Source organism: Candidatus Magnetominusculus dajiuhuensis (genome assembly GCF_046044395.1).
In the GTDB taxonomy this organism is placed as follows: domain Bacteria; phylum Nitrospirota; class Thermodesulfovibrionia; order Thermodesulfovibrionales; family Magnetobacteriaceae; genus Magnetominusculus; species Magnetominusculus dajiuhuensis.
On record NZ_JBJUSG010000012.1, the window covers coordinates 1 to 14,139 of the forward strand.

The 14,139-nt window shown below is 49.8% G+C and carries 13 protein-coding genes; 5 read left to right on the plus strand and 8 right to left on the minus strand.

What is annotated here, in order from left to right; genetic code table 11:
* Nucleotides 1-80: 80 nt before the first annotated feature.
* From AB7D94_RS03110 to AB7D94_RS03135, 6 genes are all read right to left on the minus strand, one after another.
* Nucleotides 81-1,586, minus strand: a complete 1,506-nt coding sequence (locus AB7D94_RS03110) for a cobyric acid synthase (RefSeq protein ID WP_420264264.1) — start codon at nucleotides 1,584-1,586, stop codon at nucleotides 81-83.
* Nucleotides 1,579-2,205 carry a histidine phosphatase family protein gene (locus AB7D94_RS03115; protein WP_420264265.1) on the minus strand — a complete coding sequence of 209 codons (627 nt, stop codon included), beginning with the start codon at nucleotides 2,203-2,205 and terminating at the stop codon, nucleotides 1,579-1,581. The genes AB7D94_RS03110 and AB7D94_RS03115 overlap by 8 nt, the downstream gene beginning before the upstream one ends.
* Nucleotides 2,184-3,008 carry an adenosylcobinamide-GDP ribazoletransferase gene (cobS, locus tag AB7D94_RS03120; RefSeq protein WP_420264266.1) on the minus strand — a complete coding sequence of 275 codons (825 nt, stop codon included), beginning with the start codon at nucleotides 3,006-3,008 and terminating at the stop codon, nucleotides 2,184-2,186. Before cobS ends, AB7D94_RS03115 begins: the two co-directional genes overlap by 22 nt.
* A 21-nt stretch (nucleotides 3,009-3,029) precedes the next feature.
* Nucleotides 3,030-4,433 carry an amidophosphoribosyltransferase gene (gene purF, locus AB7D94_RS03125; RefSeq protein ID WP_420264267.1) on the minus strand — a complete coding sequence of 468 codons (1,404 nt, stop codon included), beginning with the start codon at nucleotides 4,431-4,433 and terminating at the stop codon, nucleotides 3,030-3,032.
* A complete protein-coding gene (gene purL / locus AB7D94_RS03130; RefSeq protein WP_420264268.1) occupies nucleotides 4,420-6,651 on the minus strand; it encodes a phosphoribosylformylglycinamidine synthase subunit PurL in 2,232 nt (743 codons plus the stop codon). Before purL ends, purF begins: the two co-directional genes overlap by 14 nt.
* A 112-nt stretch (nucleotides 6,652-6,763) precedes the next feature.
* Nucleotides 6,764-7,396 (minus strand): hypothetical protein, encoded by a 633-nt coding sequence (locus AB7D94_RS03135; protein WP_420264269.1) that lies wholly within the window; start codon nucleotides 7,394-7,396, stop codon nucleotides 6,764-6,766.
* Between the two features lie 43 nt (nucleotides 7,397-7,439).
* Between AB7D94_RS03135 and AB7D94_RS03140 the strand changes: the two genes are divergently transcribed.
* The gene (locus AB7D94_RS03140) at nucleotides 7,440-7,565 is read left to right on the plus strand and encodes a hypothetical protein (protein WP_420264270.1); all 126 of its coding nucleotides are present in this window, start codon (nucleotides 7,440-7,442) and stop codon (nucleotides 7,563-7,565) included.
* 60 nt (nucleotides 7,566-7,625) lie between these two features.
* Here AB7D94_RS03140 and AB7D94_RS03145 read toward each other — a convergent pair whose 3' ends face one another.
* Both AB7D94_RS03145 and AB7D94_RS03150 read right to left on the minus strand, forming a co-directional pair.
* Entirely contained in the window at nucleotides 7,626-8,276 is a 651-nt protein-coding gene (locus AB7D94_RS03145) for a DUF4276 family protein (RefSeq protein WP_420264271.1), read from the minus strand.
* A 4-nt stretch (nucleotides 8,277-8,280) separates the two neighbouring features.
* Nucleotides 8,281-9,522, minus strand: a complete 1,242-nt coding sequence (locus tag AB7D94_RS03150; RefSeq protein ID WP_420264272.1) for an AAA family ATPase — start codon at nucleotides 9,520-9,522, stop codon at nucleotides 8,281-8,283.
* Between the two features lie 138 nt (nucleotides 9,523-9,660).
* Here AB7D94_RS03150 and AB7D94_RS03155 point away from each other — a divergent pair, with 138 nt between their 5' ends.
* From AB7D94_RS03155 to AB7D94_RS03170, 4 genes are read left to right on the plus strand one after another with little or no spacing between them, the layout of a single operon-like run.
* On the plus strand, nucleotides 9,661-10,158 hold the full coding sequence (locus AB7D94_RS03155; RefSeq protein ID WP_420264273.1) for a YajQ family cyclic di-GMP-binding protein: 498 nt from the start codon (nucleotides 9,661-9,663) through the stop codon (nucleotides 10,156-10,158).
* A gap of 32 nt (nucleotides 10,159-10,190) precedes the next feature.
* Nucleotides 10,191-10,598: a hypothetical protein gene (locus AB7D94_RS03160; protein ID WP_420264274.1), complete on the plus strand. Its 408-nt coding sequence runs from the start codon at nucleotides 10,191-10,193 to the stop codon at nucleotides 10,596-10,598.
* A gap of 39 nt (nucleotides 10,599-10,637) precedes the next feature.
* Nucleotides 10,638-11,450, plus strand: a complete 813-nt coding sequence (locus AB7D94_RS03165; protein WP_420264275.1) for an inositol monophosphatase family protein — start codon at nucleotides 10,638-10,640, stop codon at nucleotides 11,448-11,450.
* Nucleotides 11,447-14,128: an AMP-binding protein gene (locus AB7D94_RS03170; RefSeq protein ID WP_420264276.1), complete on the plus strand. Its 2,682-nt coding sequence runs from the start codon at nucleotides 11,447-11,449 to the stop codon at nucleotides 14,126-14,128. Before AB7D94_RS03165 ends, AB7D94_RS03170 begins: the two co-directional genes overlap by 4 nt.
* The last annotated feature ends 11 nt before the right edge of the window (nucleotides 14,129-14,139 follow it).

Here is a 14,139-nt window from a genome sequence, read left to right on the forward strand (position 1 = left end):
CTTTCAAAAACCCTTTTATCAATAGGTGCAAATTTCTATATCGGAGCTTGGGCTCTATCGTAAAGATAACGCGTTTCCCCTTACAACCCTGCCAGTGAGTATATAAAATCCATATTAAGATTTGTCCTCAGCAGTTGTGCCAGCCTGTCTATGGCGGCGTCTTTTTCGGCGGCATAACTGACAGGGGCATTTTCAATAGGCGGCAGACCCTTTCTCTCTCTCAGGCCGTTTACTAAATCCCGGCGAAAGGCGTCGTTATCGAAAATCCCGTGAATATATGTACCCCACACACCGCCTTTGACCGCGCCGTCGGGGCATTTATTGCCATGGACGACAAACGCTGGAGTGTCGGACCCTTCGGTCTGGCCCATGTGGATTTCATAGCCCGTGAGGGCGCTGTGCGTGTTTCTTATGTGTGGTATCTGCCCCGCCGTTGCTGCAATTACCTGCCGCGTGGTCTTTATCTTATTAAACACCGTTGTTGTATCAAGCAGACAGAGGCCGACAACTTTCGCCTCAGTGCTCTCAATCCTCAGCGGGTCTTCTATTGTCCTGCCAAGCATCTGGTACCCGCCGCAGAGGCCGATAACCGGCGTCCCGCCTTTCACCGCCTGTTTTATAATCTCATCAAGGCCGCTGTCTCTTAGTATAAGGAGGTCTGCGATTGTATTTTTTGAACCGGGTATTATAATCAGGTCTGTGTTTATAATATCTTCGGGACGCTGACTTATGATGAGTTCCACATCCGGTTCATACTGAAACGGCTGGAAGTCTGTGAAATTCGATATGTACTTAAGCCTCAGGACGGTTATCTTTATGGAACCAAAAGAGGAGGATGCCGCCCTGCCCTTCCCCTTTGTATCGAGCACTAGGCCGTCCTCCTCCGGCAACCCCATGTCGGTAACGTATGGAAGGACGCCGATGACGGGAATGCCCGTTCTATCTTCGATTAATTTATTGCCCGGCAGGAGGATGTTTATATCCCCGCGAAATTTGTTTATTATAAATGCCTTTATCAGGCGCGAGTCATCGTAGTTCAGGAGCGCGGTTGTGCCGTAAAGAGATGCGAATACGCCCCCTCTGTCTATGTCGCCGACGAGGAGCACCGGTGAGCCGGTGTGCCTTGCCACTGCCATGTTGACGATTTCCCTGTCCATGAGGTTTATCTCTGCCGGGCTTCCCGCACCCTCAATCACGATAAACTCATAGGCGGCGCTTAACTCGTCCCACGCGTGTGTGACTGTCTTCCAGAAGAGTTCCTTATGTTCATAGAACTCTGCCGCCTGCATGGTCTTATACACCTTGCCGAGGACTATTATCTGTGAGCCGCTCTCCCCGGACGCCTTTAATAATATTGGATTCATATAAACCGAAGGCGAGCAACCGGCGGCCTCAGCCTGTGTGGCCTGAGCGCAGCCTATCTCCCCACCATCAGCCGTTACGAACGAATTCAGGGCCATGTTTTGGGCCTTAAACGGCGCCACAGCAAGCCCCAAATCTGCCGTAAGAATCCTGCAAAGCCCCGCTGCAATCAGGCTTTTCCCCACGCCTGAGCCTGTCCCCTGAATCATTATGGATTTAGGCATGGTGGCATAGCTCCGGTACGTAGTTCATGAGTTTTACAACGGGCACACCGTCATAAAAATCAATTATGTTCAGACAGGCAAAATCCTGCTCAACACGAAATATGTGTGTGAGCGGGATGCCAAGTATGTCGCATAGTATTATCCTGTTTACACCGCCATGTGCCACAACGGCCGTGGTCTGCTCCCCCCGGTCTTTTACGAGGCCATAAAACACGGGAAGCGTCCTCAGACTAACGTCCATGGTGCTTTCACCTCCGACGGGGCTGAAGTTCAGCGGGTCGCCTGCCCAGCTTGTAAACTCCTTCGGGTAGGCGGCCTTTATCTCGTCAAACGTCATGCCCTCCCATGCTCCAAAATGCCGCTCTCTAAAACCTTTAAGCGGCACGGGGGTGATGCCCAGGGGCTGCCCGATAGTCTCCGCGGTCTTTACCGCGCGTCCCATGTCTGAGCAAAATATACGGCTGACGGGGGGCGCATCCCGTTTGAGAATGAATTCAGCAAGGCGCTCGGCTTGCTTTATGCCCTCATCAGACAGTGGTACTTCAATTTGCCCCTTGTAGCGCCTTTGGTTAGCGTCAACGGTTATCCCGTGGCGAATCAGATAAACCCGCGTTGGCATACTGCACCTCCGGTTATTATAGTTGAATATAGTAAGAACATCAGCTCGCTGCCCTCAATAAACGCCCCTATCGTGTCCCCGGTGAGACCGCCAAAACGCCTCAGAAAAAATGCTCCGCTGATTCTGGCCGCAAGGGTGATTAAAATTATTATCGCGATAGAATGAAAAGAGGCACACAGGGCACCGCCGCCATTATTCAAATAAATGTTTAACACAGTTAGAATAATAAAAGAAAATCCCGACGCCGCCATAAACTCTTTCACGCCGGTATGCTCAATAAAGACCCATCCAAGCCCCTCCGGTTTGGCGCTCTTGCCGGTGAACATAGCCGCTGTGGCGGCAAACCGTCCGGCGGCGGGATAGGTAAGCAGGATGAAGGCGCTTGAGATGTGGGCGTTTGAGAGCAGCTCTTTGACCAGCGCGTATTTCATTAGCAGGGTCAACACGACGGCTGCAACACCGATTGGACCGGCAGAGCCGCTTTTCATTATTGAGAGCCTCTCTGCGGGCGTCCTTTTAGCGGCAAGGGCGTCGAATGTGTCCGACACGCCGTCGAGGTGCAGGCCGCCGGTGATTACCGCACCAAGCGTTATTACCACTACGGCACATACAGAGGCGGGCAACACATGCCTAAGCACAATAAAACACAACAAGTACGCGCCGCCAATGATAAGCCCAACGATGGGAAATACAGAGGAACTCTTGCCAATGCTGGACTCATCCCACACGGGGGCGTCTGCCTTTGGCAATGGCAGGGGGATTATCGTCAAAAACTCAAACGCGGCGGCAATTTTCTTTATCATCTAAACGCTAAGACAATCCCATCACGCCAAAAACAATTCCATCTGCGCTGGTTCCTCGCGTATAAAACTAATCGGGTATTTATTGTTAAAACACGCATAGCAGTAGTCCTCCGGGTTTGGCAGGACAGACTTAAGGCCGTCAAACGACAGGTAGGCAAGCGAGTCAGCCGTTATAAATTTTCTGATTTCCTCGACCTGGTGTGTTGAGGCGATAAGCTCGCCGCGCGTTGGGGTGTCAATTCCGTAAAAACAAGGGCTTATCGTGCACGGGGAGCTGATTCTTACGTGAATCTCTTTGGCCTTGCCGACTTCTCTGATCATCTTGACTATTTTTTTGCTTGTCGTCCCTCTGACGATGGAGTCATCAACAACTACTACCCTTTTTCCTTTGAGGATGCTTTGAACGGGGTTTAATTTTATTTTTACGCCGAAGTGGCGAATGCTCTGCTTGGGTTCTATGAATGTACGCCCGATGTAGTGGTTTCTCACAAGGCCGAAGTCAAAGGGTATGATGCTCTGGTTGGCATAGCCGATAGTGGCGGCAACGCCGGAGTCAGGGACGGGGATGACAACATCAGCATCCACGTAGGACTCTATGGCCAATTGCTTGCCCAGCGCCTTTCTTACGCTGTGTACGTTTGTGCCGCCGAAGATGTAGCTGTCCGGGCGGGAAAAATATATGAATTCAAACGCGCAGTGCGCCCTTCTGGGGCTGCGTATCGCCCGTATGGAGTTTATGCCATTTTTATTTATTACCACCATCTCACCCGGCTCGACATCTCTGATATATGAGGCCCCGATAAGGTCGAAGGCACATGTCTCTGAGGCCACCACAAAGGCACCGTCTATCGTTCCCATACACATCGGGCGCACGCCATAGGAGTCTCTGACGGCGATTAACTCATCCTCTGTTAGTATAAGCAGACTGAACGCGCCGTGTATCTGGTTTACCGCCTCAACGATTTTCTCCTCAGCGCTGCGGGCCTTTGAATGTGCTATCAGATGTACGATTACTTCGCTGTCGGCGTTGGACTGGAAAATGGCACCGTCGCGCTCAAGGCCCTCTTTCAGTGCGGCGGCATTTGTGAGGTTGCCATTATGGGCGATAGACAGCGATCCAAGGGAGGAGTTAACCATGATGGGCTGCACGTTACTCCTGGCGTTGCCGCCTGCCGTAGAGTATCTGTTATGTCCTATGGCGGCTTCGCCTGGAAGTCTTTTCAGGCGTTTTTCGTGGAATATCTCCGACACATAGCCAAGAGATTTCTCCAGATGCAGTGTTGCACCGTCGCACGAACAAATGCCAGCCCCTTCCTGCCCCCTGTGTTGCAGGGCGTAAAGGCCAAGGTATGCCATGTTAGCCGCCTCCGGATGCCCGTATATTCCAAATATCCCACACTCTTCCTTCATGTCATATATGTTCATTTTGGTTGAGTCCCCTCTCTAACGATGTGTCATAGATGGATTTTAAATCACTTACCGGCATATCAATAAGTGTTTCACCATTGCATTTAACACGTAAAATATCTCCGCCTGTCCTGCCAATTTGCGCTATGGAAAGGCCGACGGCCCTTACCGCGGCTTCCACCTCGGCGACATTGCCCGTGGCCACGCTTATGACAACGCGCGTGGCTGACTCACCAAACAGGAGCGCGTCTTTTCTCATTGAAGATTGGCCTAAGTCAATCTCCGCCCCTATCAGCCCGCCAAATGTTGACTCGGCAACCGCCACCGCAAGGCCGCCCTCTGAACAGTCATGGGCGCAGCGCAGCAGCCCGCGCCCGTTGAGCGCAACGAGCACTTTATGGAGGGCATGTTCCTTCGCAGGGTCTATGGCCGGAGGCAGCCCGCGCTCCAGGGCATGGCATACATAGAGATACTCACTGCCGCCAAGCTCCTCATTTGTTTGCCCTATCAGCATGACAACATCCCCCGCGCCTTTAAACCACTGGGTCAGCGCCCTGTCGGCGTCATCTAAGACGCCTACGACGGCTATTGTTGGTGTAGGGTATATGGCGTCGCCTTTTGTTTCATTATGCAGACTTACGTTGCCGCTTATGACGGGGGTGTTAAGGGCAACACAGGCATCCCTTATTCCCTCTACCGCCCTGATAAACTGCCACATCACCTCTGGTTTTTCAGGGTTTCCGAAGTTCAGATTGTCAGTAACCGCAAGCGGCGTGGCCCCTGAGCAGGCGACGTTTCTGGCGGCCTCGCACACGGCGGCAATCGCGCCAATGTAAGGGTCAAGCCAGCAGTAACGGCTGTTACAATCAACCGACATGGCAAGGGCCTTCTTTGTGCCCTTTATTCGAACAACCGCGGCGTCTGAGCCGGGCTTGACAATTGTATCTGTGCGCACCATGTGGTCATACTGCTGCCAGACCAGCTCTTTGGAGGCAATCGCCGGTGACGCAAGGAGTTTCTTTAGCGCGCCGTGGGCGTTGCCAACATCAGGGATACCAGATAAATCAAGCGTGTTTAGCTCGTCCTGATTGGACGGTCTTTTGGACGGCCTGTCATAGATTGGCGCGTCGGTTGAGATCTTTGTCGCGGGAATCTCCGCCGCCATCTTACCGTGCCAGTTGACGCGCAAAAACCCGTCGCCTCCTACTTTGCCGATTACGACGGCGTCGAGGTCCCATTTCTTAAAAATATCAATAAGGGTGTCTTTATTTTCTTGAGCCACAACAAGCAGCATTCGTTCCTGGCTTTCGGAGAGCATTATCTCATAGGGAATCATGCCCTCGGCGCGAAGCGGCACGCTTGAAAGCTCAAGCTCTATGCCTGTTGCCGCCCTTCCTGCCATTTCCGAGGACGAGGACGTAAGCCCTGCCCCGCCCATGTCCTGAATCCCCACTATGAGGCCCTTGTCCATTGCCTCAAGACACGCCTCAAGCAGGAGTTTTTCGGTAAACGGGTCGCCTATCTGCACGTTTGGCTTTTTTTGCTGCGCGTCGTCTGTGAACTCCTCAGAGGCCATAGTGACGCCGTGAATGCCATCTTTGCCGGTCTTTGAACCGGCGTAGATGATGAGATTGCCGGTGCCTGTGGCCGCTCCATAGAATATTTTATCTTTTTTTACAATGCCGACATTAAATACGTTTACGAGGATATTACCGGCGTAACAGGGATGGCAGTATATCTCGCCGCCGACTGTGGGTACGCCTATGCAATTGCCATAACCGGCAATCCCTGAGACTACGCCGCCGAAGAGGTGTTTATGATAGGGGTCTGACAGGGGGCCAAACCTAAGTGAGTTGAGGCTGGCCACGGGCCTTGCCCCCATGGTGAAGATATCCCTGAGTATGCCGCCCACGCCGGTTGCCGCCCCTTCGTATGGTTCGATAAACGAGGGGTGGTTATGCGATTCCATTTTAAACACGGCGGCAAGACCGTCTCCGATGTCAATTACACCGGCGTTTTCGCCCGGTCCCTGAATGACCCACGGCGCTTCAGTCGGCAGTTTTTTCAGATGGAGGCGTGAACTTTTGTACGAGCAGTGCTCACTCCACATAACCGAAAAGATACCCAATTCGGTAAACGTGGGGCTTCGGCCAAGTATACTAACAACCCGGCCATATTCGTCGGGCGTCAGCCCGTGTTCTCTTATCAGTTCTTCAGTTATTAAGGGTTCTTTCACTTAGGCGACCTGTTTAGACGACCTGTTCACTGGCGACCCGTTCACTGGCTAACTTGTTCGCAAACTCCACCTATCTTAACACAAACGGCAAAATAATATCCTATGAAAAAAATTAATGGTCTCGTCTATGTTCCATTGCCATCATCAGGAATCCGGAAAAGCATCCGTTATCCTGGGCAAGTGAAGGGGAAACGTGTTCTTTCATCTCATTTATGACGTCCCTGTATTTTTTGTAGAACTGATATGTGGGATTAGGTTTATACTCAAGCCCTTTTAAATCAAAAAATTCAATAACACCCTTGACTGTGGTAGGCTTTATGAGTACTTCCGTTTCTGGATATACATAGAAAGGGCAGACGGTCACTAAAGGCCACTTCGCCAAATGTCCATCTTTTAATATGCTGACAAGCATTTCAAAACCTGATTCTTTCTCTGCGTAGAGAAATGTAAACAAGGCGTTTGAGATTTGCTCCTGCATGGATGAGGGCAAGGCCCTTGCAAAATCCCGAAACCTGGGCTTTTCAAATATTGAAATTAACGAGGAACGGCTGACAACCTGGATCATTCCATCAACAATATCAGGCGGGTTTTCAAAGTTGGCCTTATCAAAAACTTTGCATACAAGCTGTCTCATTTGTACAGGTTTATGTTTCTTTACAATTTGTTGCATAACGGGGTTATCAAATCCCCCTGGATAGAGGTCAAAAAAATCCTGCTCAGCTTGCCTGAGTTTTACTATATCCATAATTTAACTGCCCTCCTTCAGGCGTTACCCGAGCTGAGGTGTGATGTCAATAGTGGACACCAATCCATTTATGTCGGAGTATGATAGAACACAGATTGCCGGAAATACTCTGATGTTTGGCAAATGGACAAGGCCGCACGACCTCCATCCCGTTGATGATTTCGGTTAAATCAAAATCTGCTTCCAGTGTTTTCATCATGATATTATATCGCTGAACGTATGGATTTGTCTATGCGCTATTGCAGGTCAGCGAACGCAGCTTATCGCGAAAGTAACAAAAACTAGGGGATTTATTTGTTTCCACATCCATGTGGGGGGTGATGGTTATAGCCCATTTTGATTTTTCGGCACCGACGCCATGTGTTGCTTTCAGTTGTTCTGCTCCGCCAGCGAATACGGCGTCAGCCAGTCTCTCCGATGTACCGCAGATGCTATCGTTTTTATATTTGCACAGCTCTTTGTCTTTTGCTTTTGGATAAACCTTTTTTATCGCAGGTAAATCTCCAAGCAGCCATGCCTCCATCTCTTCAACGGCGATACAAAATACTGCCTTTGGCTTTGGATTACAATTATTTAAAACGCCTAACAATTCCTCACGAAAGGCCTTCAAGCATTTATCATCCAGATCGCAAACCACAATGACGGCACCATGATAATTAGTTTTGTTAAATTTTTTACCATAGCCTTGAAGTAATCGTGGAAGTTGATCAAGCAGAATTCGTTTATTTGCTTCTGTTTTAGATTTCATGTTATTTGTAATATGACCAATACCATTATAGGATATGACTCTGAATGTGTTATCACTTCCTATAATCTTTGGGACAAGGACATCAAGGGCCGCCTTGCCTGACACATCTTCAACAAGTATCTCAAAATGCAACTGTTTACCTTGGGTCAAGGTAGTCGCTATACCACAGTCCACCTAGTGGCAGCGCTTCATCACAAAGGTTTCTTACAAGTTCATCATCGCTTGCCCGCTTAACAGAGGCGAAACCATCTTCACCCTTAGTCATGACCCAAACCTCCTCAGGGCTGAGCGCGTTTATGAAATACGGCTGATGCGTGGTGATAAACACCTGTGAGGTATTTTTTTCGCCTGTGGCGCGTTCACGAAATTCATTGGCCAGCGTTTCTAAGAGTTTATGGTAGAGGCCGTTTTCCGGTTCCTCAATGCAAATAAACGGCGGTGGTGTCGGGTCGTTAAGCAAGAGCATGTAGGCAAAAATCTTTAGTGTCCCATCGGACATCTGCCACGCGTAAAATGGATCTTTAAAAGCCTTCTCGTTGAATCGTAAAAGAAGGCGTCCATCTATTGTCTCTTGAGTTTCAATCTTGTCTATGTCTGGAATCTTATCGGCAATGCTTTCAAGGATATGTTTAAATCGCCCCTTATGTTCCCGCTCCATGTACTGAACAACGTTACCAATATTATCGCCGCTGACATTTAAATGTCTTTGTGGTCCGGCAGGGGGTAGGCTTCGGGCAGCGGCAGGATTGAAATAGCTTAAATACCAACCTTCAATAAATTGTTTAAAAGCTGAAACTACTGGATAATTCTTGAGCGACCCTATTGTAGCTATTCCCAACTTTCTTTTGTCTTCTATTTCAATAACATCATGTTTACTGCGATATGACTTGCCATTCCAATCTTTTCCTGCAACTTCTCCTTCCAAAACATCTCTCATAACAAAGTATTTTCCATTAGATAAAGACATAAAATAAGTTGGATGTATATTGTTTGGTTCTTTTTTAAGGTGAGTTAGCTGTTCCTCTGAAACATACGGTCTGCCGACTTCATCCAATTCTATTTTCAAAAAATATGTTATAGGAAGTTCGCTTGATTCATGCCTATACTGTGTGAAAAATTCTATCTGCCCCGTATTCCCCTGAGAACGAATCCTTTCAAACCCACCCAGCCTGTTACATGCCTCTTCAAGCCCGTATTTTACACACTCGGATAAAAATCCGAAGGCTTTGAACAATGTGGTTTTACCAACGCCATTTTTCCCTATCACTGCTGTCAAAGGCGTCAGGGGCTGCACCCCCTCTGTGTCCCAAAGTTTGCCTATGGTCACATCCTTGAGCACCCCGAAGTTCCTTACCCTGAAGCCTTCAATTCTCGCCATTTCTCTCTCCTGATAATCAATAAGGATACCCAATTCGAAGTCTCCCCTATTTTAACACAAGCGGCAAAATATATTTTTTGTTGATTTATGCGAAATGTTGTATAATACCGGTTTAAAATCACTAACGGAGGACGACACATGGCCGACGAACATTCTTTTGACATTGGCTGTCAGGTGGATATGCAGGAAGTTACCAACGCCGTAAACCAGAGCATGAAGGAGATCAGCCAACGCTTCGACTTCAAGGGTAGTAAGAGCAACATTGAGATAGACAAAGGAAACAACGCTATTATTGTCACATCAGATGACGAGTTCAAACTGAAAAATGTCCTCGACATCCTTCAGGCTAAACTGGTCAAACGCGAGGTATCCCTGAAGGCACTCTCATACGGCAAGGCAGAACCAGCAGCCGCAAATACCGTTAAGCAGAAGATTACCCTCCAACAGGGCGTTCCTATTGACAAGGCTAAGGAAATCGTAAAAATCGTTAAAGACATGAAGCTCAAGGTGTCCTCGGAGATTCAGGGTGATTCCGTCAGGGTCAGAGGTAAAAAACTCGACGACCTTCAGGCCATCATTGATAAAATCAAGGGACAGGACTTCGATATACATCTGCAATTTACTAATTACAGGTAAGAAATTAGACTGATAAATCAAGGAGGGGGGTAATGGCATCAGGATTTAATGACCTTATAGACTCGACGATGAATTTCGTAAAAGAACAATTCGGCCAGACTGGCCAACCAAGTGTTAATGTTTTCTGGGATTACCTGACGCTGCTTCAGAACAGGGGATTCGCCATGAGCAATGACTTTACAGAGTTCACTTCACGCGTTTTGGAAGCCATGATTGATTACCAAAAGGCCACCGCTTCCACTTCCGGCATGGAGACTCAACTCATCGAAATCACACAAGTTATGCTCGATTTTATCAAAGACTCTAAAGGTACGGGAAACTGGAACGATTTTATGAGCCAACTGGCAGATAGGCAAATCCAGCTCACCGACGAATACACTCAGTATATAAAGCGAGTGATAGAAGCGGTACATACTGTATATTCATATCAAATCTGGTAGTGGTTATTCTTACAGCTCGCCGTTACATGTGGGTAAGACATGAAGATTGACGACTTGAGAAGTATAGGGCGGGAGCTTCTTGCCGGGGTGCCGCGGTATCGTTTCGCCGCTGACGCACGCAGGGGACTTCGTACAGGGGCAGGTGGGGATACGACATTCCCTATGGATGAGATTGCGGAGGAGATAATTATCTCACGTATAAAATCTATGGGTGAGCCTGTCAGCATAGTCTCTGAGGAGTTTGGCATAGAAGACGAGGACAATTCCCGGCTCAGGGTAATCATTGACCCGATAGACGGCAGTAAGAACGCCATAAACGGCCTTCCCATATTCTGCTCCTCTATTGCGGTTGCCCGCGGCACAAGGCTTGATGACGTATTCATGGGATATATCGTCAATCTCATAAGCGCTGACGAGTTTTGGGCGGTTAAAGGAGATGGGGCCTGTTACTTTAACGGGCAAAAAGCACATACGACAACAGACGATAAGATCGAGACAGTCCTCTATGAATCGCAGAGGCCGTCTGAGGAGCTGCCGCGCATGAACCGCCTGTTTTCTCTCACGCACAGGACACGGTGTCTTGGGGCAACCGCCCTCAATCTTGCCCATGTGGCCGCTGGTTCTGCCAGCTTGTTTGTCACACTGTCGAAATCGAGGAGCTTCGATTTTGCCGCGGGATATTTAATCGTAAAAGAGGCAGGGGGTATCTGTACCGACGCCGAAGGCCATGACATCGGCCACATCCACACCGGACTTGGCAAGACAAACACTATATTGGCGTCATCCAACTCGCGGGTTCACGCGGCAGCCCTTGACGCCCTGAACAATCCCCCGGGGCCGCGTAACCCATGAAGCCCCTAAGCTCATCTGACAGCTCCATATTCAGCCGGTTTGTTGAATCGGCGGCGAAGAACTCCACAAAAAAGGCGTTTATATATTGTACAGCCGCAAATTGCCAGACATATACATACGCTGACATTGTCAACAAGGCAGTCTCTATCGCCGTACTCCTGAAAAACGCCGGATTAACTGCCGGGACGAGGGCGGCGATATGTGCTGAAAACTCCCCGCAGTGGTGCGCGTCATACCTTGCTGTAACGGCGGCGGGCGGCGTTTCAGTCCCGCTGGATGCGGAACTTGGCGAGGGGGAAATCAGAAATCTGCTGCTGAACTCCGCCGCCACCGCCATCTTTACAAGCCGTAGTACGAAGGACAAGGTGCAAAAGGCGATTGAGGGTTCAGGGGTTCGGCTCATATCATTTGATTCAGTGGAGTTTAATAACGCATGGGAAGACAGTGCTCACACTGACATTCCCCCCGCACCACACATGCCTGATGATATCGCCTCTATAATCTACACATCCGGCACGACGTCATCCCCCAAGGGGGTCATCCTGACACATGGGAATTTCCTCTCCGACGCCGAATCGGTAATCGAAACAAAGCTCATAACCGCCTCAGACAATGTCCTTTCAGTGCTCCCCCTTCATCACACCTACCCCTTTATGTGCACATTTTTAGTGCCCTTACTAGTTGGGGCGACAATAACATATCCACCCGGCCTTAAGGGGCAGGAGCTGACAGATACAATACGCAGCCAGGGGGTTACTATTTTAATCGCTATTCCACGCCTGCTGGAGATGTTTTTGACCGCCATAGAAAAAAAGATAACGGCAAAACCAAGGCCAGCGCGTCTTGCCATTACGGCTATGAACACCATATCGCACTCACTGCGGCGCACTCTTGATGTAAACGTCGGCAGGCATTTCTTTAAGGCCGTACAAGGGCAATTCGGCGGGCAGTTCAGGTTTATCTCATCAGGGGGGGCGAGACTAAAGCCCGATGTGATGACACGCCTTGAGTCCTACGGGTTTACCGTTGTAGAGGGCTACGGACTTACAGAGACTTCGCCTGTGGTTACGTTTAATCCACTGGGGAAACGGCGGCCCGGCTCTGCCGGTGTGCCGCTTAAAGGGGTACAAATAAGCGCCCCGCGAAAGACGGGAAACGCCCCACCGCATGAGGGCGAGATACTAATAAAGGGGCCGATGGTAACGCGGGGATATTTAAATATGCCGGAGGAGACAGAAAAGGCCTTCTTTGGTGGCGACGCAGCTACATCCTCCGGCTGGTTTCATAGCGGCGACCTTGGATATATTGACGAAGACGGCTATCTGTTTATCACCGGCAGGAGCAAGGAGGTAATCGTCCTCAGCTCAGGGAAAAACGTCTATCCCGAAGATGTGGAACAGGCGTATTCGGGCATCGCGCTGATAAAAGAAATCTACGTATATTCAGACGCCCCTGACAGCGACACTATCCGGGCCATAATAGTCCCCGACATGGATTACGCCAAAAGGATGAAGGTAGCCACAGTTGAAACCGCCATCAAATGGGAAATAAACAACGTATCCACGGGGCTGCCGCCGTATATGAGGATAAAGGGCTTTACGCTTCACTCTGAACCTCTGCCAAGGACGAGGCTGGGGAAGATACAGAGGTTTCAGATGCGTGCAATTGCTACCACCACCGCCCCCGCCGCCGCTCCACCCACAGGGCGACAGATTCCCTCAGACCCTTACACCGACGCCGTTATATCAATAATAAAGGAGCTTATGGCACTAACGCGGGCAATCTCCCCTGAGGAGAACCTTGAGCTTGACCTCGGTATTGATTCACTGACGCGGCTGGAGCTGCTGGGTGCGCTTGAAGAGCACTTTAAGGGGCGGCTTCCTGCGGGTTTTGGGCAGGCAATTCACACCGTTAAGGAATTGTCCGACGGCCTGAGAGAATTCTACGAAGGGGCAGGGGCTGACCCTGACGCGGCCACCATAACAGACGAGACACATAGCGGGTTTAAGGAGATGTTTAGCGCGCAACTCCCTGACGCGCAGGACCTGAACAGAATTGGCCTTCGTAATACCGTGTTTGAGAGGATGTTTACACGGGCGGTGCTGTGGACACTAAGGCAGGGTATCAGGCGATTTTACAAGGGGCAGCTACGTGGGCTTGAAAATCTTACCGCCCCACCCTATCTCATATGCCCAAACCATACGAGTTATCTTGACGCCTTTATAATGGCTGGGCTTCTGCCGTGGGAAGTATTTAGTAAATTATATTTCCAGGGCGCTGAGGACATTTTTAGAGGCGCGCTGGCGCGGGTTTTAGCGCGGCTCGGCCATGTGATACCTATTGACCCGAACGTGAATTTAGAGAAGGCGATGGCGATGTCGGCATACCTGTTGAGGCAGGGCCTGTCGCTGTGTATATTCCCGGAGGGGGCGCGTTCGGTTGACGGCACACTTCAGGAGTTTAAGAAGGGCGTGGGAATACTATCAAAGGAGTGCGGGGTGCCAATAATCCCCGCGCGAATAGACGGGGCTTACGAGGCGCTGCCAAGGGGTGCATTCAGACCAAGACCAAGCCGTATAACCCTAAGCTGCGGCAAACCCATCTACCCAAGCGGCTCGTATCAATCAATAAGCGACGAGGTGAAGGCGGCGATTGCGGAAATGGAGAGATATGGTTAAAGCGAATTCTT

Bases quoted from the DNA above. Each gene is read 5' to 3' on its own strand.
- AB7D94_RS03110 (WP_420264264.1), bottom strand. From the start codon at position 1,586: ATGCCTAAATCCATAATGATTCAGGGGACAGGCTCAGGCGTGGGGAAA.
- AB7D94_RS03115 (WP_420264265.1), bottom strand. From the start codon at position 2,205: ATGCCAACGCGGGTTTATCTGATTCGCCACGGGATAACCGTTGACGCT.
- cobS (WP_420264266.1), bottom strand. From the start codon at position 3,008: ATGATAAAGAAAATTGCCGCCGCGTTTGAGTTTTTGACGATAATCCCC.
- purF (WP_420264267.1), bottom strand. From the start codon at position 4,433: ATGAACATATATGACATGAAGGAAGAGTGTGGGATATTTGGAATATAC.
- AB7D94_RS03135 (WP_420264269.1), bottom strand. From the start codon at position 7,396: ATGGATATAGTAAAACTCAGGCAAGCTGAGCAGGATTTTTTTGACCTC.
- AB7D94_RS03140 (WP_420264270.1), top strand. From the start codon at position 7,440: ATGTCAATAGTGGACACCAATCCATTTATGTCGGAGTATGATAGAACA.
- AB7D94_RS03150 (WP_420264272.1), bottom strand. From the start codon at position 9,522: ATGGCGAGAATTGAAGGCTTCAGGGTAAGGAACTTCGGGGTGCTCAAG.
- AB7D94_RS03155 (WP_420264273.1), top strand. From the start codon at position 9,661: ATGGCCGACGAACATTCTTTTGACATTGGCTGTCAGGTGGATATGCAG.
- AB7D94_RS03160 (WP_420264274.1), top strand. From the start codon at position 10,191: ATGGCATCAGGATTTAATGACCTTATAGACTCGACGATGAATTTCGTA.
- AB7D94_RS03165 (WP_420264275.1), top strand. From the start codon at position 10,638: ATGAAGATTGACGACTTGAGAAGTATAGGGCGGGAGCTTCTTGCCGGG.
- AB7D94_RS03170 (WP_420264276.1), top strand. From the start codon at position 11,447: ATGAAGCCCCTAAGCTCATCTGACAGCTCCATATTCAGCCGGTTTGTT.